Annotated in this window: 21 protein-coding genes and 2 pseudogenes; 15 read left to right on the top strand and 8 right to left on the bottom strand. The window is 64.9% G+C overall.

The features are described 5' to 3' along the window. Positions 1 to 17 precede the first annotated feature (17 nt). Both MVA47_RS02005 and MVA47_RS02000 read right to left on the bottom strand, forming a co-directional pair. A complete protein-coding gene (locus MVA47_RS02005; protein WP_247206449.1) occupies positions 18 to 953 on the bottom strand; it encodes a 3-oxoacyl-ACP reductase in 936 nt (311 codons plus the stop codon). 67 nt (positions 954 to 1,020) lie between these two features. After that, a complete protein-coding gene (locus MVA47_RS02000) occupies positions 1,021 to 1,527 on the bottom strand; it encodes a nuclear transport factor 2 family protein (protein ID WP_247206448.1) in 507 nt (168 codons plus the stop codon). Between the two features lie 164 nt (positions 1,528 to 1,691). Between MVA47_RS02000 and MVA47_RS01995 the strand changes: the two are divergent. Further along, positions 1,692 to 2,584 (top strand): annotated as a pseudogene (locus tag MVA47_RS01995) (IclR family transcriptional regulator). 34 nt (positions 2,585 to 2,618) lie between these two features. Here the strand turns inward: MVA47_RS01995 and MVA47_RS01990 are convergent. After that, on the bottom strand, positions 2,619 to 3,122 hold the full coding sequence (locus MVA47_RS01990) for a flavin reductase family protein (protein ID WP_247206447.1): 504 nt from the start codon (positions 3,120 to 3,122) through the stop codon (positions 2,619 to 2,621). 183 nt (positions 3,123 to 3,305) lie between these two features. Here MVA47_RS01990 and MVA47_RS01985 point away from each other — a divergent pair, with 183 nt between their 5' ends. The 7 genes from MVA47_RS01985 to bphC are packed head-to-tail and all read left to right on the top strand — an operon-like array spanning position 3,306 to position 10,803. Next, positions 3,306 to 4,175 carry an alpha/beta fold hydrolase gene (locus MVA47_RS01985; protein ID WP_247206446.1) on the top strand — a complete coding sequence of 290 codons (870 nt, stop codon included), beginning with the start codon at positions 3,306 to 3,308 and terminating at the stop codon, positions 4,173 to 4,175. Positions 4,176 to 4,177: 2 nt separating this feature from the next. Further along, a complete protein-coding gene (locus MVA47_RS01980) occupies positions 4,178 to 5,881 on the top strand; it encodes an FAD-binding protein (RefSeq protein WP_247206445.1) in 1,704 nt (567 codons plus the stop codon). After that, a complete protein-coding gene (locus MVA47_RS01975) occupies positions 5,881 to 6,666 on the top strand; it encodes a 2-keto-4-pentenoate hydratase (protein ID WP_247206444.1) in 786 nt (261 codons plus the stop codon). Before MVA47_RS01980 ends, MVA47_RS01975 begins: the two co-directional genes overlap by 1 nt. Positions 6,667 to 6,676: 10 nt before the next feature. Continuing rightward, the gene (locus MVA47_RS01970) at positions 6,677 to 7,627 is read left to right on the top strand and encodes an acetaldehyde dehydrogenase (acetylating) (RefSeq protein WP_247206443.1); all 951 of its coding nucleotides are present in this window, start codon (positions 6,677 to 6,679) and stop codon (positions 7,625 to 7,627) included. After that, complete coding sequence (gene dmpG / locus MVA47_RS01965; RefSeq protein WP_247206442.1) at positions 7,611 to 8,639, top strand: 4-hydroxy-2-oxovalerate aldolase; 1,029 nt, start codon at positions 7,611 to 7,613, stop codon at positions 8,637 to 8,639. Before MVA47_RS01970 ends, dmpG begins: the two co-directional genes overlap by 17 nt. A 37-nt stretch (positions 8,640 to 8,676) precedes the next feature. Beyond that, positions 8,677 to 9,855, top strand: a complete 1,179-nt coding sequence (locus MVA47_RS01960; RefSeq protein ID WP_247206441.1) for an acyl-CoA dehydrogenase family protein — start codon at positions 8,677 to 8,679, stop codon at positions 9,853 to 9,855. A gap of 21 nt (positions 9,856 to 9,876) precedes the next feature. Further along, the gene (bphC, locus tag MVA47_RS01955; protein WP_247206440.1) at positions 9,877 to 10,803 is read left to right on the top strand and encodes a biphenyl-2,3-diol 1,2-dioxygenase; all 927 of its coding nucleotides are present in this window, start codon (positions 9,877 to 9,879) and stop codon (positions 10,801 to 10,803) included. A 103-nt stretch (positions 10,804 to 10,906) separates the two neighbouring features. Here bphC and MVA47_RS01950 read toward each other — a convergent pair whose 3' ends face one another. The 3 genes from MVA47_RS01950 to MVA47_RS01940 are packed head-to-tail and all read right to left on the bottom strand — an operon-like array spanning position 10,907 to position 13,141. Next, positions 10,907 to 11,698: an SDR family oxidoreductase gene (locus MVA47_RS01950; protein ID WP_247206439.1), complete on the bottom strand. Its 792-nt coding sequence runs from the start codon at positions 11,696 to 11,698 to the stop codon at positions 10,907 to 10,909. 47 nt (positions 11,699 to 11,745) lie between these two features. Continuing rightward, a complete protein-coding gene (locus MVA47_RS01945; RefSeq protein ID WP_247206438.1) occupies positions 11,746 to 12,000 on the bottom strand; it encodes a hypothetical protein in 255 nt (84 codons plus the stop codon). After that, positions 11,978 to 13,141: a Rieske 2Fe-2S domain-containing protein gene (locus MVA47_RS01940; RefSeq protein WP_247206437.1), complete on the bottom strand. Its 1,164-nt coding sequence runs from the start codon at positions 13,139 to 13,141 to the stop codon at positions 11,978 to 11,980. The genes MVA47_RS01945 and MVA47_RS01940 overlap by 23 nt, the downstream gene beginning before the upstream one ends. 174 nt (positions 13,142 to 13,315) lie before the next feature. On the opposite strand from MVA47_RS01940, the gene hsaA reads away from it, so the two are divergent. Then, on the top strand, positions 13,316 to 14,482 hold the full coding sequence (gene hsaA, locus MVA47_RS01935) for a 3-hydroxy-9,10-secoandrosta-1,3,5(10)-triene-9,17-dione monooxygenase oxygenase subunit (RefSeq protein WP_247206436.1): 1,167 nt from the start codon (positions 13,316 to 13,318) through the stop codon (positions 14,480 to 14,482). A 17-nt stretch (positions 14,483 to 14,499) separates the two neighbouring features. Here hsaA and MVA47_RS01930 read toward each other — a convergent pair whose 3' ends face one another. Then, positions 14,500 to 16,044 (bottom strand): FAD-dependent oxidoreductase, encoded by a 1,545-nt coding sequence (locus MVA47_RS01930; protein ID WP_247210532.1) that lies wholly within the window; start codon positions 16,042 to 16,044, stop codon positions 14,500 to 14,502. 160 nt (positions 16,045 to 16,204) lie between these two features. Between MVA47_RS01930 and MVA47_RS01925 the strand changes: the two genes are divergently transcribed. The 6 genes and pseudogenes from MVA47_RS01925 to MVA47_RS01900 form a co-directional block, all read left to right on the top strand. Then, positions 16,205 to 16,819 carry a TetR/AcrR family transcriptional regulator gene (locus MVA47_RS01925; RefSeq protein ID WP_030165775.1) on the top strand — a complete coding sequence of 205 codons (615 nt, stop codon included), beginning with the start codon at positions 16,205 to 16,207 and terminating at the stop codon, positions 16,817 to 16,819. A 144-nt stretch (positions 16,820 to 16,963) separates the two neighbouring features. After that, the gene (locus tag MVA47_RS01920) at positions 16,964 to 18,127 is read left to right on the top strand and encodes a steroid 3-ketoacyl-CoA thiolase (protein ID WP_247206435.1); all 1,164 of its coding nucleotides are present in this window, start codon (positions 16,964 to 16,966) and stop codon (positions 18,125 to 18,127) included. A 52-nt stretch (positions 18,128 to 18,179) separates the two neighbouring features. Further along, the gene (locus MVA47_RS01915) at positions 18,180 to 20,369 is read left to right on the top strand and encodes an acyl-CoA dehydrogenase (protein ID WP_247206434.1); all 2,190 of its coding nucleotides are present in this window, start codon (positions 18,180 to 18,182) and stop codon (positions 20,367 to 20,369) included. A gap of 34 nt (positions 20,370 to 20,403) precedes the next feature. Further along, positions 20,404 to 21,273: a MaoC/PaaZ C-terminal domain-containing protein gene (locus MVA47_RS01910; RefSeq protein WP_247206433.1), complete on the top strand. Its 870-nt coding sequence runs from the start codon at positions 20,404 to 20,406 to the stop codon at positions 21,271 to 21,273. Further along, positions 21,270 to 21,914 carry a PaaI family thioesterase gene (locus MVA47_RS01905; RefSeq protein ID WP_247206432.1) on the top strand — a complete coding sequence of 215 codons (645 nt, stop codon included), beginning with the start codon at positions 21,270 to 21,272 and terminating at the stop codon, positions 21,912 to 21,914. Before MVA47_RS01910 ends, MVA47_RS01905 begins: the two co-directional genes overlap by 4 nt. Positions 21,915 to 21,981: 67 nt before the next feature. Further along, positions 21,982 to 22,062: pseudogene (locus tag MVA47_RS01900) on the top strand (oxidoreductase); the annotation flags it as partial. A 133-nt stretch (positions 22,063 to 22,195) separates the two neighbouring features. Here the strand turns inward: MVA47_RS01900 and MVA47_RS01895 are convergent. Beyond that, on the bottom strand, positions 22,196 to 23,857 hold the full coding sequence (locus MVA47_RS01895) for a class I adenylate-forming enzyme family protein (protein ID WP_247206431.1): 1,662 nt from the start codon (positions 23,855 to 23,857) through the stop codon (positions 22,196 to 22,198). Positions 23,858 to 24,036: the final 179 nt, after the last annotated feature.

Here is a 24,036-nt window from a genome sequence, read left to right as displayed (position 1 = left end):
GGCGGGCAGGACAGAGGTCACCGCAGAGTGCCTTCGTTGGTGGCCAGGGCGGGCTTCTCCAGCTCGGCCACCCCGTAGGCGGCGTACGTCTCGTACTCTCCGCGGCCCGAGAAGTACGGCGTCAGCAGGCTTGCGAGCTCCTCGGCGGAGAACGCGGAACCGGCTGCGTCGAAACGATTCTCCACCTCAGGGGCGTGCATCAGCGCGACCATCTTGCCGTACACGACAAACACCTGACCATTGATCTCGTCGGACGCGGGGGAGGCGAGATACCGAACCAGGGTGGCCACCCGCTCGGGCGAAAGCGGATCGCTCTCTGCGGCAACGGTGTTCGCGCCGAAGGCATCGGCGGTCATCGCGGTGCGTGCCCGCGGGCAGATGGCGTTGGCGCGCACCCCATAGCGTGACAAACCCTGTGCGGTCGAGAGTGTCAACGCGGTGATGCCCGCCTTTGCCGCCGAGTAGTTCGGCTGTCCGGCCGAGCCGAACAGAAAAGCCTCTGACGACGTGTTGATGACACGCCCGAAGACAGGTTCACCTGCACTCTTGCTCGCTTCGCGCCAGTGGACGGCGGCGGCGCGCGAGGTGGCGGCGTGGCCTTTGAGGTGCACCCGGATCACGTCGTCCCAATCGGACTCGGTCAGATTGAAGATCATCTTGTCCCGGAGAATCCCGGCGTTGTTGACCAGGATGTCGAATGACCCGAATCGGGTGACCGCCTCCTGGACAAGGCGCTCGCCCATCGACCAGTCCGAGACGTCACCGGTGAGCGCGACAGCTCGACCACCGGCGGACGTGATCTCGTCGACCACCAGATGCGCGTTGTCACCCATGTCGTTGACGACCACGGCGGCGCCCGCCTCGGCCAGCGCCAGGGCTTCCGCGCGTCCGAGACCCGCGCCCGCGCCCGTGACCACGGCGACGCGGCCGGCCAGATCGAGTGTGTCCACCATGTTGAGCTCCTCAGTGTGTTGGCTACTGCAAGAAAACTAGTATTCATTCTAGTTTCGGCGCAAGTGGTCAACCTTCATGCTCGGCTCGGACCCCCTCGGCCAGCAACGCGCGTGCGTCGGGGCGGCCGTCGAGCAGGCGCCCGGTCCGGTATGTCACCTTCCAGGTGCCGTCGATCTTCTGCAGCTCCCAGCGGGTCGCGGTCACCCGCAGGACCGTGAAGTGGTCACCATCGCGAATGATCAACTGCGACTTACATGTTGCGACTGCTGTGTCACCATCGACGATGATGTGACCCGGCTCCAATATGTGCCCGCAGCCACCGTCGATCCACGCCTGGTGGGCCTGCGATCTCACCATCGCCGTGATCTCGGCATGTCCGCGCATGACACCGGTGTCCACGTCGTAGACGCCATCTTCGGTCCACAGGCGGGCCACGGCCTCGGCCGAACCGCTGTCGACGGCCGGGCCGTAGGCCGTCATCAACTCGGTGATCGCCAGTTTGTCCTCGAGTAGGGTGACGCGTTCGGTGAGGGTGTGGATGAGAAGGGCCACGTCAGGGGTGGTGCCGGTCATGGATAGGCCTTTCGTTGTGTTGGCCGGAGAGGGCGGGGATTGGCTGCGCCGCCGACAGCGGCTGCCGCGGCACGCTTCCCAGTCACCGGGACTGCTGTTAGTATTACAAGAATTCATTTCAGTTTTGTCCTGGATCTCGCATTCGACCAGGTTATGGAGGCTCGATGACGGTCATTGATTCCGGTGCTGCACACCCCCGCTCTGCCGGTAAGCGGGATCTGCCGCCCTCGATGCTCGAACGAATGACGCTCATCCTCGATTCATTCGGCGGCCCGGCGTCGCGGCTGACTCTCGAAGAAGTGGCCGGGCGCACGCAGCTGCCGCGTTCGACGGTGCACCGCATCCTCGACCAACTCGTCCGGTTGAACTGGGTGGAACACGCCTCTTTCGGCTACCGACTCGGCCGGCGGTCGATGGGTCTCGGCGGAGGGGACGGTGGTCATGCACAGGTGCGTGCGGCGGCCGCGCCTCTGTTGCACGATCTGCACATGCAGACCGGCATGGTGGTCCATCTGTCGGTCCTCGACGGGGGCGAGAGCATCTACCTCGACAAGGTCGGTGGACGGTTCGCTGCATCGCTGCCTTCACGAGTCGGTGGACGCGGGCGGCGTATTCCACCGCCGGCGGAAAGTCGATGCTCGCCTGGCTCGATCCGGAGCGCGTCGACGCGATCTATCAACAGCGTCTGAATCGGTGCACCGACCACACGATCCCTGATCTGCCGACCCTCCATCAGGAACTCAACCGCATCCGACAGCGCAGCGGATTGGCATTCGAGCGCGGTGAGTCCGTGCGCGGCGCCGCGTGCGTCGGAGTGGCGGTCCGCGGATACGACGGCCCGGTTGCGGCGATCTCCCTCTGCGGAGACGCACGGACCGCTCAGCTCAAACGGGTTGCCCCCCTGGTCGTGCGGGCGGTCCGAGAAGTCACGCGCACCCTGTATCCCGAGGCCGGTACCGCTCGCCGGGGGCGCAAAACCCCTCCGATGCCGGACAACACATGGTCGGCAGAGGCCTTGGATCGACTGCTCGCCGTGCAGTCCGGACAGTGGCTGTAGTCGATTCGCCACGCGCGATGACCCAGTCGATGCCTTAGGCACGCAGGAGCTTTGAAGCGGTGTCGAGGCCGAATCCGCCGCGGAAGAAGATCATCGGACGCTCCTCGGTGACCGACTCCAACTCCAGGATTCGGCCGATCACCACGTCGTGATCGCCTGCGGTGTGCACGTCGTGGATCTCGGCATGTACCCGCATCAGCACACCTGGGAGCGACGGCGTCGCCCACTTGCTCAGATCCCAGTCGAGCCCCTCGTACTTGCGCCCGTTGCTCGATCCGAATCGGGAACACAGATCGGTTTGGTTCTCGTGCAGCACGTTGATGCTGAAGCGGCCCGTGTTCCGGATACGGGGCCAAGACCTCCCGCGGTGGTCGGCGCAGAACAGGATCAGGGGAGGCTCAAGCGACACCGAGGCGAACGACTGGCAGGCGAAACCGATAGGTCCCTCGTCGTCCATACCGGCGACCACGGTGACACCGCTTGCGAACTGACCCAGTGCCTTTCGCATGTCGGTCTGCGACATCGTTTCGATCGACATCCGAACACCTCCGGTTCCGTTGTGTGGTCGATGATGAGGTGAGGCTATTGCGGCCGGCCTCGGAAGCCATACCAGGTCTCGCTCAGCGGAAGCGCCAGAATCCGGCTGGCCCTGGCGTGCTGGGGATCTCGCTCAACGAGACCTGGGCTGTGGACGGGGCGCCGGGCTGGCAACGTTCGGCCCATGACGACAGACGTGAGCTACGAGCGCAGTCTGCGGGAGTTGAACACCGATCTCGGGGTGCTCCGGTTCCATGAGGCAGGCGAGGGCCCACCACTGCTGCTGCTCCACGGCTCCGGGCCCGGGGTGACCGGGTGGAGGAACTATCGGGGAGTGCTTCCCGAACTGGCCGAGCATTTCCGTTGCCTGATACTCGAATTCCCTGGTTTCGGGGTAAGTGATCCCGGTGACGGCCACCCGATGTCGATGGCGCAGTCCGCCGTCGGACTCTTTCTCGATGGTCTCGAGATCGATACCGCGCACATGATCGGGAACTCGATGGGCGGGATCGTCGCCACCAAGGTCGCGATCGATGAACCCAGCAGGGTCGACAAGTTGGTCACCATCGGTGGAATGGGCAAGGCCGCCTTTTCTCCGGGGCCCAGCGAGGGAATCAAGCTCCTGATGGAGTTCACCGACAACCCCACCCGCGAAGGATTGGTCCGCTGGCTCCGGTCGATGGTCTATGACCCGGCCGTGATCACCCCTGAACTGATCGACGAGCGCTGGGAGCTGGCGACCGAGCCGACAACCCTCGAGATCGCCCGACGGATGTACAGCAGCAAGGCCTTTGCCGCCACCATGGTCGCGGCAGCGCGCTCAGAGGCGCCGCCGTATTGGTCGCAGCTCGGCAAAATCAAAGCTCCGACGCTCCTGACCTGGGGGCGCGACGACCGGGTGAGTCCGGTCGACATGGCGATCCTGCCGATGCGAGACATCCCGAACAGCGAACTCCACGTTTTCCCGAAGTGCGGGCACTGGACGATGATCGAGGCCCGCGACGCCTGGGTCTCGGCGGTGCTGGCCTTCCTCACCCGCAAGGACAGGACGTAGACATGACCGACAACAACCGGTTCGACACCCGACAGTTCGAGACAGTCGTCGACTTCCTGATCGTGGGGAGCGGCGGCGGTGGCATGGCGGCCGGAATCACCGCCGCGCACAGCGGACTCGACACACTCATCATCGACAAGGGCGCCACCTACGGTGGATCCACCGCCATCTCCGGCGGCGGCATCTGGATTCCCAACGCGCCCACACTCCGGGCAAAGGGTGTAGTCGACAAGCGCAGTTCAATTCGTCGCTACCTCGACGTCATCACCGACGGCAAGGTGCCCGCGGATCGCCTCGACGCTTTTGTCGACAACGGGCCCGCGCTCATGGAACTGCTCGACAAGAGCCCGCACATGAAGCTCTACTGGGTCAAGGGGTACTCGGACTATCACCCCGAGTTCGAAGGTGGGAGCGCGCTGGGCCGCACCATCGAGTGCAAGCCCTTCGACACCCGCGCGCTGAAGGAAGACGAGAAGTTCCAGCGCCCGAACAGCATGAAAGGTCCACTGGGACTCTGGGTCACATCGAAGGACTACCACGACCTCGCCATGGTCAAGAGAACGTGGAAGGGGCGCAGGGCCTCGCTGGTCGCAGCGTGGCGGGTGTCCTCCAACGTGATCCGACGCCGGCACATGGCGACCGGCGGCCGTGCCCTGGTCGCACGGATGCGCATGGTCCTCAAGGACGCAGGCGTCCCCCTATGGCTGAAGACGTCGATGACCGAACTGATCACCGACGACCGCGGAACGGTCATCGGTGTGGTGGCCGAACGTGATGGCACAACCATTCGTATCGGTGCGCGCCGCGGCGTGTTGCTGGCGACCGGCGGTTTCGACCACAACAAAGAGATGCGGGCACAGTACCTGCCCCGACACGGTGTGGCCGACGTCAGTTCGGGTGCCCGAGAGAACGTCGGCGACGGGATCGTTGCGGGACAGCGTCTCGGGGCGGCAGTAGACCTCATGGACGACGCGTGGTGGATGCCATCGGTCCTTCATCCCATGGGTGCAGTCATCCCGTTGGTTTCTGAGCGGTGTATCCCGCCATCGGTGATCGTGAACAGCGCCGGAAAGCGTTTCACCAATGAGTCGGCTCCCTACGTGAACTTCGTGCACGAACAGCTGGAGGGCGGGCACATCCCGGCATGGTTCATCATGGACACCAAGGCCAAGAATCGGTACCCGTTCGCGCAAGTACTTCCGAACGTTCCCTTCCCTCAGGGGTTCTACGACTCCGGCGTCGTGCATAAAGCCGACACGCTGCGTGAGCTGGCCGAAGCGATCGGTGTCCCAGCCGACGCGCTGGTGGAGACGATCGACCGTTTCAACGGCTTCGCGCGCTCAGGTGTGGACGAGGACTTCGGTCGCGGCGAGAGCGCATACGACCGTTACTACGGAGATCCGACGATGAAGAACCCCAACCTCGACGAGATCGTCAAGGGGCCCTTCTACGCAATCCGTTGTGAGGCAGGTGACCTGGGAACCAAGGGTGGTTTGGTGTGCGACGCAGACAGTCGAGTGCTGCGCGAGGACGGAACGGTCATCGACGGCCTGTACGCCACCGGCAACACGTCGGCGTCGGTGATGGGCAACGAATATGCCGGCGCAGGAGCGACGATCGGACCGTCGATGGTGTTCGGCTACATCGCGGCCCGGCATGTGTCGGCGACCGAACGGGGCGCAACGCTCGATTCGGCCACAGCCTGATGCTGATCGATGACGAACGCCTGTCGGCCGCCGACCTCCTGTGGTACGCCGAAGCACACCGCTCGCCGATCGATCCTCTGAGTACGACATTCGAGCAGATCGATGTGGTCGACGCGTACGAGATCGCGCTGATCAACATCGGCAGGCGCCTGGCTGCCGGCGAGACCGTGTACGGCCACAAGGTCGGCCTGTCTTCCGAGGTGATGCAGGCGATGATGGGTGTCGACGAGCCCGACTACGGACATCTCCTGTCGTCGATGGTGTATTCCGAGGACGCCCCGATCGACACCGCGCAATTCTGTTACCCCCGTATCGAAGTCGAGATCGGCTACGTGCTGGGCGAGACCCTTCCTGGCGAGGGCTGCACCGAAGAAGACGTGCTCGCTGCCACCGAATACATCGTTCCGAGTATCGAGCTGATCGATTCACGGATCAGGAATTGGAAGATCGGTCTGGTCGACACCATCGCCGACAATGCTTCGTCCGCAGGGGTCATCCTCGGTGCGGGGAGAGTCCGGCCGTCGGACATCGACATCGGAGGCATCTCAGCGGTGCTCTTCGAGGACGGCGTGGAGATCGCTCACGGAGAGGCGAGCGCAGTTCTCGGGAATCCGACGAAGGCCGTTGCGTGGCTGGCACGCACGGTCGCGGGCTTCGGGGTACGCCTCGAGGCCGGTCACGTCATCCTGCCCGGCTCGTGTACCCGGGCGATCGACGTGCATGCAGGCTCGACCTTCCGGGCCGACTTCAGCGGCATCGGCTCCGTGACAGCGCAATTCAAGTGAGGAAGAACCCATGACCAAGGCGAAGGCCGCCATCGTCGGATCCGGCAACATCGGCACCGATCTGATGTACAAGTTGCTGCGCTCGGACATCATCGAGCCGCGGTGGATGATCGGAGTCGATCCCCAGAGTGAAGGGCTTCGGCGCGCGACCGACGCCGGCATGGCGACCAGTTCGGAAGGCGTCGATTGGCTTCTCTCGCAGGACGAGAAGCCCGACCTCGTCTTCGAGGCGACCTCGGCCTATGTTCACCGTGCAAACGCGCCTCGGTACGCCGAACTCGGTATCACCGCCGTCGATCTGACGCCCGCGGCGCTCGGTCCGGCGGTGATCCCGTCGGTGAACATGGGCGAACACCTCGACGCGCCCAACGTCAATCTCATCACCTGTGGTGGCCAGGCCACGATCCCCATGGTGCACGCGGTGTCTCGTGTTGCTGAGGTCGCCTACGCCGAGATCGTCGCGAGTGTCGCGTCACCGTCTGCGGGGCCTGGAACCCGAGGCAACATCGACGAGTTCACCATCACCACCAGTCGCGGAATCGAGACCATAGGTGGGGCAAAGCGGGGCAAGGCGATCATCATCCTGAACCCCGCCGAGCCGCCGATGTTCATGCGGGACACGGTCTTCTGTTCCATCCCGGCCGACGCCGATCGTGATGCCATCGCGGCGTCGATCTACGAGATGGCGGGCTCGGTGCAGCAGTACGTGCCCGGCTACCGGTTGCGGACCGAACCGCAATTCGACGAACCCAGCGCGGTGAGCGGCGGACTGGCGCGCGTCGAGATCTTTCTCGAGGTGGAAGGCGCCGGCGACTATTTGCCGCCCTACTCGGGCAACCTCGACATCATGACCGCCGCCGCGACCAAAGTCGGCGAGGTTTCGCTTCGAACCTGCTCGCCGGCGCCGTCTGAACCGCCCGAACTGATCTTCCTAAGGAACACTCATGCCCTACAGTCCTGATCTCGACATCCGGATCACCGACTCGTCGTTGCGCGACGGGTCCCACGCAAAGCGCCACCAATTCACCGTTGAGCACGTCAAGGCGGTCGTCGCCGCCCTCGATGGTGCGGGTGTTCCGGTTATCGAGGTGACCCATGGTGATGGTCTGGGTGGGTCGTCGTTCAACTATGGGTTCTCGAAGACTCCTGAGCAGCAGTTGATCCGGGCGGCGGTCGAGACGGCGACGACGGCGAAGATCGCGTTCTTGATGTTGCCTGGTCTGGGGATCAAGGACGATATCCGGGCGGCCCAGGACAACGGTGCGCAGATCTGTCGTATCGCGACGCATTGCACCGAGGCCGATGTGTCGATTCAGCATTTCGGGTTGGCGCGTGAGTTGGGGCTCGAGACCGTGGGGTTCTTGATGATGTCGCACAGTCAACCGCCCGAGGTGCTCGCGAAGCAGGCGCGGATCATGGCTGACGCGGGTTGTCAGTGTGTGTACGTGGTGGATTCAGCCGGCGCACTGGTACTCGACGACGTCAGCGATCGAGTGTCTGCTCTGGTATCAGAACTCGGGGAGGACGCTCAGGTCGGTTTCCACGGACACGAGAACCTCGGACTAGGCGTTGCGAACTCCGTCCTCGCGGTGAAGGCCGGTGCACTCCAGATCGACGGTTCCACTCGCCGATTCGGGGCCGGGGCGGGCAACACCCCGGTAGAGGCATTCGCCGCGGTGACCGAGAAGCTCGGCATCCGAACGGGTATCGACACACTCAGGATGTTCGACGCCGCCGAGGACGTCGTACGGCCGATCATGGACGGCGAGTGCCTCCTGGATCGGATGTCGCTGACGATGGGATACGCAGGCGTCTACTCGAGTTTCCTCAAGCACGCCGACAAACAGGGCGAACGCTATGGGGTCTCCGGCGCGGAAATCCTCATCGAGGCCGGTCGACGCAAGCTCGTGGGCGGACAAGAAGACCAGCTGATCGAGATCGCGATCGGTCTCGCGGAAACAACCTCTGCCTAGGCGTTCGCCGGGTACCTATCAGAAAGCCGAGAACATCATGGGCCAGGTTCTGGACAACATTCAGCAATTCGCCGAGGAGATCCGCGCGGAGGGCGTGGAAGGTGACAAGCTCATGCGGCTGTCGGACACCTCGGCGAAACGATTGCGAGACTCCGGGGTCATCCGCATGCTGCAGCCGAAGGAATACGGCGGATACGAGGCACATCCTCGCGAGTTCGCGGAGACCGCAATGGGTATTGGAGCCATCGACGGCGCGGCCGGCTGGGTGAGCGGCATCGTCGGTGTGCACCCGTGGGAACTCGCCTTCTTCGATCGCAAGGCGCAGGACGAGATCTGGGGTGAGGACCCCGACATGTGGATGGCCTCCCCCTATGCCCCCATGGGTGTGGCGAAGCCTGTAGAGGGCGGCTACATCCTCAACGGGCGCTGGTCGTTCTCCTCAGGTACCGACCATTGCGGGTGGATCATGATCGGCGCCGCCGTCGGCGACAAAGACGGCAACCGGCTGATGCCGCCGCAGAACCTGCACGTGTTGCTCCCGCGCTCGGACTACGACATCGACCCGGACAGCTGGAATGTCGTGGGGCTGCGCGGTACCGGCAGCAAAGACCTCATCGTCAAGGACGCCTTCATCCCCACGTATCGAACTCTCGCCGCAGGCAAGGTGTTCGACGGAACCGCAGCCAAGGAGTTCGGCCGCACCCAGACCCTCTACAACTTCCCGTTCTCGTGCATCTTCCCGCTCGGGATCACCTCGTCCCTGATCGGTATCGCCGAGGGCGCGCTCGCGTGTCACATCAACACTCAGCGCGATCGGGTCACGGTGTCGGGCACGGCGATCAAAGAAGACCCCTACGTTCTGTTCGCAATCGGTGAGGCAGCGGCGGAGATCGCTGCATCAAGGGCGGCGATCCTCGAGACGGTCGACCGATTCTGGGACATGACGGAAAAGGGCCAGGAGGTGTCGTTCGAGCTGCGTGCCATCGGCAGGCGAACTCAAACCGCTGCAGCATGGCGTGTGGTGCGGGCGGTCGACGAGGTCTTTGCACGGTCGGGCGGCGGCGCGTTGCAGCTCAAGACCCCGATGCAACGGTTTTGGCGCGACGCCCACGCGGGCTTGGCGCACGCAATCCACGTGCCGGGGTCGATCTTTCACGCCTCTGCGCTCACCCAGATGGGCGGCGAGCCCCAGGGCCCGCATCGCTCGATGATCTAGACCGGAAACGAAAGGTTCACCATGACCGACATACGAGCACTCGGATACCTGCGGGTCCAGACCCGGGACGTCGACCGCTGGCGCGAACTGACAGTCGACGGATTGGGCATGTCGACGGGTTCGGGTCCGGAAGCCGACGGTCTCTACCTCCGCCTCGACGAGCGGCGTTCCCGCATCGTCGTCTTGCCCGGCGAGTCGGACAAGGCGCTGGCCATCGGCTGGGAGGTACGCGACCAATTTGCCCTGCAGCGTGTTCGCGAGGCGATCGAGAAGGCGGGCATCACGGTGGACGTGTTGTCCGAGAAGGAATCGCTGTATCGCGATGCCGAGCAGGTCATCGCCTTCGACGACCCGTCCGGTACCAGGACGGAGATCTTCTTCGGTCCGGTACTCGACCACAGCCCGGTCGTCACCCCCCACGGCGGCCGGTTCGTCACCGGCACAGAGGGACTCGGTCATGCTGTGCTCCCGACCTCGGCATTCGACGAGACGTACGCCTTCTACACCGAGGTGCTCGGCTTCCTCCCGCGAGGCGCCATCCGCCTCGGCGGTCCCGATGCCCCCGCCCCGGCCCGGAGAGTGCGGTTCCTCGGAGTCAATCAGCGTCACCACAGCCTCGCGCTGTGTCCGGCGCCGGCGAGTCAGGACCCCGGCATGGTGCACCTGATGGTGGAGGTCGACACTCTCGACGCCGTCGGGCAGGCCCTCGATCGTGTGAACAAGTTGGGGTTCAGCCTCTCCTCGACACTGGGCCGCCACACCAACGACAAGATGGTGTCGTTCTATGTGCGCGCACCCGGCGGCTGGGACCTCGAGTTCGGCACCGAGGGCATGCTGGTCGACGAAAGCCATTACACCGCCGAAGAAATCACCGCCGACAGCTACTGGGGTCACGATTGGTCGGGCTCCGAACCCCTTGCCGCCTTTGCGCCACCGGTCGACATCTGACCACCTGCCCACGTCTGACCAAGACAAAGCCTCCCGCTTCGTTCACATCCTCCAGTTGCAACCGGAGGATGTGACCGAAACGGGAGGCTTTGTCAGTCGTGGATCAGCGTCGGCCGAGTAACTTGCGCATACTCTCGGCCGCACCTTTGACGAGTTTGTCGCGGGGAAACCCGTTGCGCTTCTGTGCTGCCTCGTAGTTGCCGCCGGCAACCCACACCGGGCCGTCGGTGAGATGCTCGATCCCCTCGCGGGCAACATCTTCGGGCTCGGCAACGTTCATGCCGGGCACATCGAAGTTCAGTCCGGCCCGGATCATCGCCGGGGTGCGTGTCACCCCGAGCACCAACTCGACCACGTGCACGCCGAACGGCTCGAGCTCCAACCACAGACTCTCGGCGAAGATACGGCCGAACGCCTTGGATGCGGCGTAGATGCTCTGATCTTCTGAGCCCATGTAGCCGGCCAGGGATCCGAGCAACATGATGCCGCCACGCCCGCGTTCTTTCATCTTGGCCCCGAAGTGGTGGGACAGGGTGAGCTGAGACGTGATGTTCAGGTCGATGACACCTTGGAACCCGGCGAGGTCACCGGTGACGAACTCGTGCCCGTAGCTGTTGGCCCCGGCGTTGAAGATCAGCAGGCCCACCTCGATGTCGTCGGTGGCCGCCCGGATCTGGTCGAACGCGTCGGGCGAGAGCAGGTCAAGCGCAAGAGTCCTGACCTCGGCCCCATTGCCGCGCGCTCGCTCCGCGGTCTCCGCGAGGGGGCCCGGCTTACGCGCGATGAGCACCAAATTGAAACCTGCAGTGCTCAGGAGATCGGCGAACGAGGCGCCGACGCCTTCGGACCCGCCGGCGATCACCGCCCACGGACCGTAGTGGTTCTTGTCGATCAAGGACGTACTCCTTCGGGATGATGCGGACGAGAGTGTGGAACGGACTGTCAATGTGATTGCGACAGAGGCCGAACCGGCGTGTCATCGGCCACCGGGACGGAACCGGAGCGGGCGGCGTTCTCGATCACGTCGGTCAGCGTCTGGCATCGCTCCAACGGCGCCCCCACGCGGCGGGCAGCACCACCGGTGAGTTCTCGGCATGCCGCGCGGGCATGGTCGTTCCACTGCACCGAGGTGTGTTCCCAGCTGTTCTTCTGGACGAGAACCGCTGCCTCACACTCAGTGCACTGCAATGGCTGCATCGGAACCGATGGCCTTTCGGGCGACGTTGGCTTCCACTTCCTTCTTCCACGACTCCACCGGACGGGTGGTGTCGAGTTCGAACTCGAAGCGTTCGGTCATCTCCGGGGTCACGTCCGCGACATCGACATAGAACTGCTCGTACCAGCGCCGTAGTTGGTAGACGGGACCGTCCTCCTCGCACAGAAGCGGGTTCTCGATGCGCGTCTTGTTCTTCCAGATCTCGATGTCCTGCTCGAAGCCCTTGGCGATGAACACCCCGAAGTTCTTGGCCATCTCGTCTGCGGCAGCTCCTTCGAGCCGCTTGGACTTCTTGACGATCATTCCGTACTGCAGCACGAACTGGTTTGCACTCACCGGGTAATGGCAGTTGATCAGGATGGACTCCACGTCATGGTCCTCGTACTGGTACACGAGGTCGTCGATCATGAATGACGGGCCGAAGTACGTGGCATCCGAACGACTCCCGAGCATCTTCGGTTGTCCGGAGGCGTGGGGACGCATGTCCTCACGGGCCTCGCCACGCATGAACTGGCTGGCCACATGCCCCTCGAAAACGTTCTTGAAGTAGGTGGGGAACGAGTAGTGGACGTAGAAAAAGTGGGCCATGTCGACGATGTTGTCGACCACCTCGCGGCAGTTGGTGTCGACGGTGACCTGGTACCAGACCCAATCCGACCATTCGTCGCTGAGCGCTCCCTCGATTCGGGGAATGGTGACATCTGCAGGCGGTGGCTTGCCTTCGGGATCGTTCCAGACGAACAGCATGCCGTCTTGGTCGAGCGCCTTCCAGCTGCGCGTCTTCGCGATCGGGGGCACGCGGCGCGCGTACGGGATCTTCTTGCACCGACCGCCCGCACCCCATCGCCAGTCGTGGAACGGGCACGCCACCTCGTCACCCTTGATGGTGCCCTGACTCAGGTCACCACCCATGTGCCGGCAGTATCCGTCGAGGACGGCCAATTTCCCTGAGCTGTCGGCGAATACCACGAGTTTGGTGCCAAATGCCTGGACGGAATGGGGCTGACCATCCTTGAAGGATTCGGAGAGGCCGAGGCAGTGCCAGCCGCGGGCGAATCGCGTGGGTGGGGCCCCCGTGTCGATCTCACGGATCTCACCTGTTTCGGACTGCGAGGTGGTCACGATGCGTCCGTCCTTTCTTGAGGAGTTGCGGCAGAACAGTTGTGAACCGAACGCTAGGTGACCACGGCCACATTCACGGCGGAGGTCTCACTAACCGAGACCTGGTCGCTGCGGTGGCCGGGCCCGTCGGCCTACCATCGCGAAATCACTGCGCTGCATCGATGGAGTTCGAAGATGACAAATGAGACGCTGCGCTCGGTCCGTGACCTGCTGCCCGGGATCGCCGAGCAAGCGCAGGTGGTCGACGAGACACGCCGGGTGTCCGACGACGTGATCGAGGATCTGCAGAACACCGGTGTGCTGAGGATGTTGCAGCCCAGGCGGTATGGCGGATTGGAGATCGATCCGGTCGAGTTCTACGAAGTGGTGCGCGCCATTTCGGGGGCCTGTGGTTCCACGGGCTGGATCGTGTCGGTACTGGGTGTGCACCCGTGGCACCTGGCCCTGTTCGACCAACGCGCACAGGAGGACGTGTGGGGCCGCAACCGACTCGAACTCGTGTCGTCGGCCTACGCGCCGATGGGCCAATTGCTGCCGGTGGAGGGTGGATACGAGCTTTCGGGTACCTGGAAGTTCTCGTCGGGATGTGACCATGCATCGTGGGCGCTGCTCGGTGCTCTGCAGTTCGGGGCAGAGGGCCGGCCGGTCGACTTCATGACCGTGCTCGTTCCACGCGCCGACTACACCATCCACGACGTCTGGGACGTGGTTGGAATGCGGGGCACCGCGAGCAACGAGATCACCGTGACCAAAGCCTTTGTGCCCGAACATCGGACGATCCGCAACTACGAGACGGCCCAACTGCGTGGCCCCGGCCAGAAGATCAACTCAGGTCCGCTGTACCGGCTGCCGTTTGCCACGATCTTCACCTCCGCCGTCGCGGCGCCGATCGTGGGTGTGGTCACGGGGTGCCACGAGTCCTACGTGAGCGTGATGCGTGAGCGGGTGCGGCTCAGTCTCGGCGGCGGACGATTCACCGAAGACCACGTCGCCCAGGTGTCGGTGGCCCGCGCCGCATCCGAGATCGACGCTGCGACACTGCAGATGGATCGCAACGTCCGCGAGATGTGGGACCTCGCGCGCGCCGGGGAGGATCTGCCGATGTGGATGCGACTGCGGGCTCGCCGCGATCAGGTGCGCGCCACCGAGCGGGCGCTCGAGGCGATCGACCTGCTGTTCAAGACCGCGGGAGGCAATTCGCTGACCCGCGGCAACCCCATCGAGCGAGCATGGCGGGACGCCCATGCGGGCAGCGTCCACGTCGCCAACGAACCCGAACGTGCACTGGCACTATATGGCCGCGGCGCATTTGGGCTGCCCGTCGAGGACAATCTCGTCTGACGCCCGCGTGGGATCGGCTATCGGATCATGTGCTGGACGGCCCGATAGGCGAACGCCATCGCGGTCCCGAGAGGTACACCGGGTCCCGGATAGAACCGGCCGCTGAGTGAAGCACTCGTGTTACCGGCCGCGTAGAGACCGTCGATGGCAGAGCCATCCTGACGCAGCGCGCGGCCGTCGACATCGGTTCGCACACCACCCTTGGTGCCGAGGTCGCTGAGGATGATCCGGGCCGCATAGAAGGGTCCGGCGGAGATCGGCCGCAAGGCCGCGTTGGGTGCATCTGCAGCCTTGCTCGGCCGGCAGAAGAACGTGTCGTAGGGGTCTTCGCCGCGTCGGAACTCCTCGTCGACCCCGGCCTCGGCGTAGCCGTTGAACTTCTCGACCGTGCGGCGCAGTGTGCCGGAGGGGACGCCGATCTTGTCTGCGAGCGCCTCGATCGTGTCCGCCTGCACCCACGTGCCGGCGTCGAGATGTTCAGCGGCTGAAGCCTGTGGGATGGAGATGGCCGGCAGCACCGGGCCACCTTCGGCGGAGTCGAAGACGAGATACGAGGGGATGGCGGAGTCGGTGCCCCGGGCGATCATGGCCCGACCGAATTGGTCGTAGGGGAGCGACTCGTTGAGGTACCGTTCGCCCGATCCGTCGACCAGGATGCCGCCGCGCACGCCGACCATGAAAGCGCCGGAGCCGTCTGGCATCTCGATGCCCGGGCACCACCACGCCTCGTCGAGGAGGGCGGTGTCGGCGCCCGTGTCCACTGCCGCCCGGATGAGGTCACCCGTGTTGGCACCGTTGGGGCCCATCGTCCATGCGGCGCGGCCGGGTGTGCCGTTGGCCGCTCGCAATTCCGCATTGCTCTCGATGCCGCCGGCAGCGAGGAGGACGCCGCGGTTGGCGCGGATGGAGAAGGTCTCGCCGCTGGCGGTGACGGCCTCGACACCTGCCACCCGGCCGTCTTCGGTGATGAGGCGGCGGGCTGCGGTGCCGGTACGGAGATCGGCGTTGCCGGTCCCCCGCAACGCCAGGAGCAGACGGCCGATGAGTGCACGTCCACCGATCAGGGTTTCGTCGGGATGTGATCGGCCGGCCCGATCGACACCGGGTTCGGGCCGGATCAGTTCACGTAGGTCGCCGATCTCAGAGCTCGGCAGATCCAGTGGATTGATCGCCCGGCCGGCGTCCATCCTGCCCGGGGCGCGGTAGTAGTCGGGGAACGCGCGCCACTCGAACTCGATGTTCGGATCACGTTCGAGGAAGTCCACGACAACGGGGGCAGTGGACAGGTAGGCCTCCTGGCGATCGACCTCGTTGTCTCCGACCACGGCGCGCAGATAGGTGCGCGCTTTCTCCGGGGTGTCGCCGATCCCGGCCCGTTCCTGCACGGCCGTTGCCGGCAGCCACACAGCGGCGCCCGAATAGGCAGATGTGCCACCGAACAGGCTGGTCTTCTCCAGGACGACCGTGTCGAGGCCTTGTGCCGCCGCCGTGTATGCGCCGGTCAGGGCGCCGCCGCCGGAACCGACGACCAGTACGTCGCATCGGATGGTCCAGTCCTGCATCGTCATTGCCTCCATCGGGTCTGTCGTTCGTTTCACGCAATCCCAATACGCGGGGCATTGCTCCGCAGGTCCCACTCACCGGGAAAAGTGCGCAATTTCCTACGGTGATGAGAGAGTCATTCACCACATGATGTTGGTGTCGCACGACGGGAGATGGACGTTGCCGAGAATTGGCGAGGCGAGGGACGCGGCGGAACCCAGTTCCGACGATCAGCGGGCCCGTCATGTGCGGATGCTCGAGGCCGCGGCCGAACTCGCGACCGAGAAGGAGCTGGCGCGGGTTCAGATGCACGAGGTGGCCAAGCGTGCGGGTGTCGCGATCGGCACGCTCTACCGGTATTTTCCGTCCAAGACGCATCTGTTCGTCGCCGTCATGGTCGAGCAGATCGATCAGATCAGGGACAACCTCGACAGGCGGCCACCTGCGGGTCAGGGTCCGGATGCGATCTACGAGGTACTGGTCCGAGCGACCCGTGCGCTGCTTCGCCGCCCCGCGCTCTCCACTGCGATGATCCAGTCGAACAGCACGGCCAACGCCGCCACCGTGCCGGACGCGGGGAAGGTGGACCGCGTATTCCACCAGATCCTGCTCGAGGCCGCGGGCATCGAGAATCCGTCCGAGGACGATTCCACCGCGGTCCGGTTGATGATGCAGCTCTGGCTGGGTGTCATCCAGTCGTGCCTCAACGGCCGCATCTCCATCCCGGATGCCGAGTCGGACATTCGTACCGCGTGCGACCTCCTGCTCACGCGGTTGTCCACGAACCTGTACTGAAATACATTCTTGACCGCCGCGCTTCGCGGTAGGAAGCACGCCAGGGACGCAGGCCTTTGCGTGCATTGCTGAATCGTCAGAACTAGAATACATTCTAGAAATCTGACGCCGCTCGTTCGGCTCAGGCCAGTCGAAGGAGCCAGAATGAGCAACGTTGTCATCGTGGAAGCAGCCCGCACGCCGATCGGCCGACGCCGCGGAGCGTTGTCGGGGGTGCACCCGGCCGTCTTGCTGGGCGCAGCTCAACAGGCGGTGCTCGACCGGACCGGCCTGCCCGCCGGCGACATCGGCCAGTTGGTCGGCGGCTGCGTCACCCAGGCCGGGGAACAGTCCAACAACGTCACCCGTCAGGCGTGGCTGCACGCCGGCCTGCCGTACACCACAGCCGCGACCACGATCGATTGCGCGTGCAGCTCCTCGCAGCAGGCCGTACACATCGTCGCCGGACTGATCGCCTCCGGCCAGATCGACGCGGGGATCGCCTGTGGCGTCGAGGTGATGAGTCGGGTCTTCCTCGGGCAGGCCAACACTCCCGAAACGGGCAACCCGTACCCCGATGACTGGGCAATCGACATGCGCGATCAGTTCACCTCGGCCGAGCGCATCGCCGAACGACGTGGCATCAAACGCGGGGATGTCGACGCACTCGGCCTCCTCTCGCAACAGCGCGCCGCTGCCGCCTGGGCCGAGGGCCGATTCGAGCGGGAGATCGTGCCGGTCGAGGCGCCCGTCGTCGACAAGCAAGGCACCCCGAGCGGCGAGATCGCCACGGTCACCCACGATGGTGGCCTGCGCGAGACCACCGCCGAGGGGCTTGCGGCTCTCAAGCCGGTCATCGAGAACGGTATGCACACCGCGGGTAACTCGTCTCAGGTCAGCGACGGCGCCGCAGCCGTGATGCTCATGAGCGAGGACAAGGCGGCACGGTCGGGCCTGCGGCCACGGGCCCGTATCGTCGCGTCCACCATGGTCGGCGCCGATCCGTACTACCACCTCGATGGACCGGTCGACTCCACCCGGGCTGTACTCGAGAAGTCGGGAATGTCGTTGGGCGACATCGACATCGTCGAGATCAACGAAGCGTTCGCCTCGGTGGTGCTCTCGTGGGCGCAGGTGCACGAGGCCGACATGGCCAAGGTCAACGTGAACGGCGGAGCCATCGCGCTGGGCCATCCGGTCGGATCCACCGGATCGCGGTTGATCACCACTGCTCTGCACGAACTCGAACGCAGCAACAAGGCCACCGCGCTGATCACGATGTGCGCCGGCGGAGCGCTCTCGACCGCGACCATCATCGAACGCATCTGACAACTCGCCGGGTGCCCGGCGTACACCGCGCACGACAGGAATTTGAAGCATTATGGGAATTGAACTGAGCGACGACCACCGCGACCTGCGCGATTCGGTGCGGGGGTGGGCGGAGCGCCACGTGACCGCCGCGGTGATACGCGACGCCGTCGAAGCCAAATCCGAAGCGCGACCCGTGTTCTGGAACTCGCTGGCGGAGCTCGGCATGCTGGGCCTGCACCTGCCGGAAGAATTCGGCGGAGCGGGAGCCGGATTCGTGGAGCTGGCCATAGTGACCGAAGAGCTTGGTCGTTCGATGGTGCCCGGGCCGTTCTTGCCGACCGTCATCGTCTCGGCTGTCCTGCACGAGGCCGGACGTACCGCTGATCTGGCATCTCTTGTGGACGGCTCCATGTTCGGAGCCGTTGCGCTGCAACCGGGCTCACTGCGACTGATCCGCGACGGCGACACCGTGACACTGGCCGGAAGATCCGGTCACGTTCTCGGTGGTCAGGTTGCAGACCTGTTCTTGGTGGCCGCTGAGGACAACGGCACCCGTGGGTACGTGGTCGTCCGGCGCGACCAGATCTCGGTCACCGAACTGCCCAGTCACGATCTCGTCCGACGAAACGCGCAGATCGAGGCCGAGAACGTGGAACTCTCCCCCGAAGACGTCCTCGATCTCGATCCGCAGCGGGTACTCGACCTCGCGTCGACACTGTTCTCTGCCGAAGCCGCAGGTCTGGCCGGCTGGGCCACCGACACAGCGGCCGAATATGCCCGGATACGACAGCAATTCGGCCGAGTCATCGGTCAGTTCCAGGGTGTCAAGCACAAGGCCGCGCGGATGCTCGCCTCCACCGAACAGGCCCGGGTGACCGCGTGGGACGCCGCCCGCGCTATGGCGCCGTCGACAAATCGATCCGAGGCGTCGTTGGCCGCCGCTGTCGCAGGGGCCGTGGCCCCGGAGGCTGCCTTCACCGTCACCAAGGACTGCATCCAGATCCTCGGCGGCATCGGGTACACCTGGGAACACGACGCTCACCTGTACATGCGGCGCGCCCAATCCCTCCGGATCCTGCTCGGATCCACCGCCACCTGGCAACGACGGGTGGCGAGCCTGACGATCAACGGAGTCCGTCGTGTGCTCGGCATCGACTTGCCTGCGGAGGCAGAGCAGATCCGCGCCGATATCCGTGCGGAGCTGGCCGGTGCCACCGCGCTGGAAGCGGGTCGGCGGTCGCGCTACCTGGCCGACAAGGGGTATACCGCACCACATTTCGCTGCGCCCTGGGGTAAGGGGGCGGACGCCGTGACGCAGTTGGTCATCGCCGAGGAATTGGGCGCGGCGGCTCTGGAGCCGCACGACATGATCATCGGCAACTGGGTGGTCCCTACACTCATCGCCCACGGCAACCACCAGCAGCTGCAGCGTTTTGTGCGGCCGTCGCTGCGGGGCGACATCGTCTGGTGTCAATTGTTCTCCGAACCAGGAGCCGGGTCGGATCTCGCCGGGCTCAGCACCAAGGCCACCAAGGTCGACGGCGGGTGGAGACTGCAGGGGCAGAAGGTGTGGACGTCCGGCGCGCGCGACGCCCACTGGGGCATCTGCCTGGCCCGCACGGACGGCTACGTCGCGAAACACAAAGGTCTGTCGTACTTCCTGGTCGACATCCAGAACAGTCCTGGCCTCGACATCAGGCCACTGCGGGAGATCACCGGCGAGTCACTATTCAACGAGGTGTTCCTCGACGACGTGTTCGTCCCCGACGACTGCCTCGTCGGCGAGCCCGGCGAAGGCTGGAAGCTCGCGCGCACCACGCTGGCGAACGAACGGGTCTCACTGTCGAACGACTCGTCGTTGGGATCGGGTGGCGAAACGCTGCTGAACCTGGCCGCGTCGTTGCCCGGCGGTCTCGACGATGAACAACTGACCGTTCTCGGAAAAGTGCTGTGCGACGCACAGTCCGGCGGTTTGATGGCGCTCCGGACCACACTGCGCTCGCTCGCCGGAGGACAACCCGGTGCCGAGTCGTCCATCGCCAAGCTGCTGGGCGTCGAGCACATCCAGCAGATCTGGGAGGTGGCGATGGAGTGGACCGGACCTGATGCGCTACTCGGAGAACAGGACCGGTGGTCGCCCACGCAGCAGTTCCTGAACTCGCAGTGTCTGTCGATCGCCGGTGGTACCACCAACGTCCAGCTGAACATCATCGCTGAGCGGATCCTCGGTCTACCTCGTGACCCCGCGCCCGGCAAGTGAGGCAACCCGTTCGCACCACAAAGGAGCCCTGACCGTGGGTATCGATCGTCTCGCAGCACTGGCCGCTGAGCCCTCCGTTCGAGAGGTGTCCTGGACCGAGCGGGACGTGTTGCTGTATCAACTCGGGATCGGCGCGGGCGCCGATCCCGTCGATCCGGCGGAATTGCGCTGGGTGTACGAGAAGAACATCAGCGTGCTCCCGACTTTCGCCGTGGTTGCCGGACAGGGTGTTTCGGCGGGAGAAATTGCGCCGCCTGGGATGACCCTGCCGGGAATCGACATCGACCTCCGCAAGATCCTGCACGGCGGTCAGTCGCTCACGATGCACGGCCCGATCCCTGCCTCGGGGTCAGCGTTGCTGTCGTCCCGCGTCGCTGATGTCTGGGACAAGGGCAAGGCGGCGGTCATCGTCTTGGAGCAGGCGGCCGCCGACGTGGACGGGAGCCCGTTGTGGACCAGCGAGATGCAGATCTGGGCCAGGGGTGAGGGCGGATTCGGAGGCCCCGCGGGCCCCGAGACGTCCGCAGTTGCCCCGGACCGTGCGCCGGACAAGGTACTGAGATCGCAGACCACCGCCCGCCAAGCCCTTGTCTACCGTCTCAGCGGCGACATGAACCCTCTGCACGCGGATCCGGATTTCGCCGCGCACGCCGGTTTCGATCGTCCCATCCTGCACGGCCTGGCATCCTACGGCGTGGTCTGCAAGGCCGTCGTCGATGGCATCCTCGGCGGTGATACCGCAGCTGTCCAGACGTTTTCGGCGCGGTTCGCCGGATCGATCTATCCCGGTGAGGCCATCGAGACATCGGTGTGGCGCGAGAACAACCGACTCATCCTGCACTCTGTCTGCCCGGACCGTGATGGTCAGGCGGTATTGACCCACGCCCACATGGAGATCCGATGACCCTTCACCCCACCGTCGGTAATGCGCCTGACGGAACCGTGCTCACCTCGGCGCCTCAGGACCGGCCCGTCGACCGCGCCACGGCTGCGGCGCGTCGGGTCGTGGACGCCCTGTTGCGCACAGACCGGACGAATGCCAATCTGCAACGGGTCGCCGAGGAGCTGGACAACATCGCCGAGCACCTCGAAGAACACTCGCCGGAGATCGCCGAGCGGCTGATCGACATGTGGCACGGCGAGGGCGTCACCCGCCACGACCCGGTCACCGGACCAGAGAATGCGATTGCGCCGCCGCTGACACTGGCCGGCCGCGAGGACGGTTCAGTAGAAGGTGAAGTGACACTGACTTTTCCTTACCAGGGACCACCCGGACACCTTCATGGCGGCGTGGCAGCACTGCTTCTCGACCACACCCTCGGTGTGGCGAATGCCTGGGCGGGCCGTAGCGGTGCCACAGCACAACTCAACGTCCGCTACCACCGTCCTACTCCTCTGTTCGAACCGCTGACCGTGAGCGGCCGGATGGTCGCCGAAGAGGGGATCAAGATCAATACCGTCGGCGACATCCGCACTGCCGACGGCACCGTATGTGTCTCGGTCGAGGCACTGTTCATCGACAAGACGGTGCCGCGCCCTCGATAGGTGCGGGCCGATGAAGGGGTGCTTTCATGGCCACACTGAACGGACGGGTGGCCGTGGGCGCCGGCGCCGGTACCTGACGGGAAACACACTGTTCGTCGACGGCGGCGCGCACATCAACGGCGTGCAGTGGGCGCCGGCTGTCGACTAGGCGCTGCCCTCTGGCAGAGCCTGGTTGCACACAAGTCGGGGTCGTCCGGCCGGATGTGACGCTGCGGGGCATCTTGTGTGCAGCTGGACCCGCGAGGTCCGGCGCCGGCGGTTGACCACCGGCGCCGGAGAACTCACAACGCGATCTGCCTACGCATCATCTTCCCGGTTGCGTTGCGCGGCAACGGCTGATCGGTGATCCGCCACTGCGTCGGGACCTTGTAGTACGAGAGTCGTTCGGCTGCGAAGGCGCGCAATCGGTCCTCGGTGGTGGTCGATCCGGGGCGGGTCACCACCACTGCGGCCACCTCCTGGCCGAGGTCCGGATGCGGTACGCCGACCACCGCGCACTCGGCCACGTCCGGATGTTCGTCGAGGCACTGTTCGATCTCTGTCGGGTAGACATTCTCGCCGCCGCGCAGGATCAGGTCCGATCGGCGACCGGTGAGCCGGAGCCTGCCGTTGTCGATCAAGCCGAAATCGCCTGTGCGAAGCCAGCGCCCGGGGGCGATGGCGGCAGCTGTGGCCTGCTCGTCTTCCCAGTAGCCGAGCATCACGAACGGGCTGCGCACGCAGACCTCTCCCTCGGTCCCGTCGGGCACCGGGTCTCCCGACGCATCGCGGATCTCCATGCTGACGGTGATGATCGGCCTTCCGAGTGTTCCGGGGAAGGCTTCGATGTCGGCTGGGGTCGCGACGGCGATGGCAGTGCTGCACTCGGTGAGGCCGTAGCTGTCGACCAGCGCGCCGCGGGCGAAGGGGAACTTCTCCTGCAAGCGTTCTTTGAACGCCACCGATGACGGCGCGGAAGCCAACGCAAACGACGTCAGGGACGAGAGGTCGTACTTCTCGACGTTGTCGTGCTCGAGGAGCCTGGTGGCCATGGTGGGCACGGCACCCCAATTGGTGACCCGTTCACGCTCGATGAGCGCCAGGACGGTGTCGGCGTCGAAAGCCCCCTGATTCATCACGACCGCGCTGCCGGTCGCCAGGCGCGGGACCACGAGGTTGTGCAGGCTCGCGATGTGGAAGAGCGGCGAGGTCAGCAGGTGGCGTGCAGAACTGGGCGCAGACGGGTCAGGAGTCTGTCCGCGTAGCTCGGCCGTGAACGCCTCGGCGAACCGCTGGTAGTCCACGACCGCGAGCAGGTTGCGCTGCGAGTGCAGAGCGCCCTTGGGGCGCCCGCTGGTGCCGCTGGTGTAGAGGATCACCGAAGGGTCGTCTTCGTCGATGTCGACGCTCGGAAGGTCGACGCCGCTGAACTCCGCGATCAGCGCGGGGAGGTCGTCTTCCATGGTCAGGACGGTGACGGTGTCCGGCAGTTCCGGTAGGGCGGCAGCCCTTTTGGCGTCGACCACCAGTACCTTCGGCCGACTGTGCTCGATCCCGTAGGTGACCTCGCGAGGTACCCACCAGCCGTTCAGGCCAACGGTGATGGCCCCGAGCGCCTGTGTGGCCCAGAAGGTCATGACCCACTCCGGGGTGTTCGCCGCCAGGATTGCGACCCGGTCACCCTTGCCCACCCCGTACCTCTCGGCGAACCCAGCTGCCAGTGCGGCAACTGCAGAAAGATGGTCGGCGTACGAGATCCGCCGGTCGGTGGTGACAAGGTAATCGTTTGTCCCCCATGTCGCCGACAACGGGAGCAGTTCGGCCACGGCGCGCCTGCGGTGTTTCATCACCGACATGCTGGCGCCGAGGATCTCTTCGTCGACCAGCTCGAACGGCCCACCCGGGCCGACCAGGCGGGCCACCACTTGATCAAGATGGTGCTGGAGATCGGTGGACGCAGTCATGCGGAGGCCTTTCGGTAGTACTGCTGTGCTCGCCACGCTCGGGCTGCTCAACGGGACTGGGATTCTGGTCACAAAATGTCATGGCGCCACGTATTCATGGTGACCGTTACCACTCACCGAGACTTGCCTGTTCGGTATCGGTGGGCGGCGATACGGTTCGGCCCAGTCTCGCAGCTGGA

The sequence above is a fragment of the Williamsia sp. DF01-3 genome (genome assembly GCF_023051145.1).
Classification (GTDB): Bacteria; Actinomycetota; Actinomycetes; order Mycobacteriales; family Mycobacteriaceae; genus Williamsia.
The sequence above is the reverse complement of the archived record's forward strand: the minus strand, read 5'-3'. Positions and strand labels throughout refer to the sequence as shown.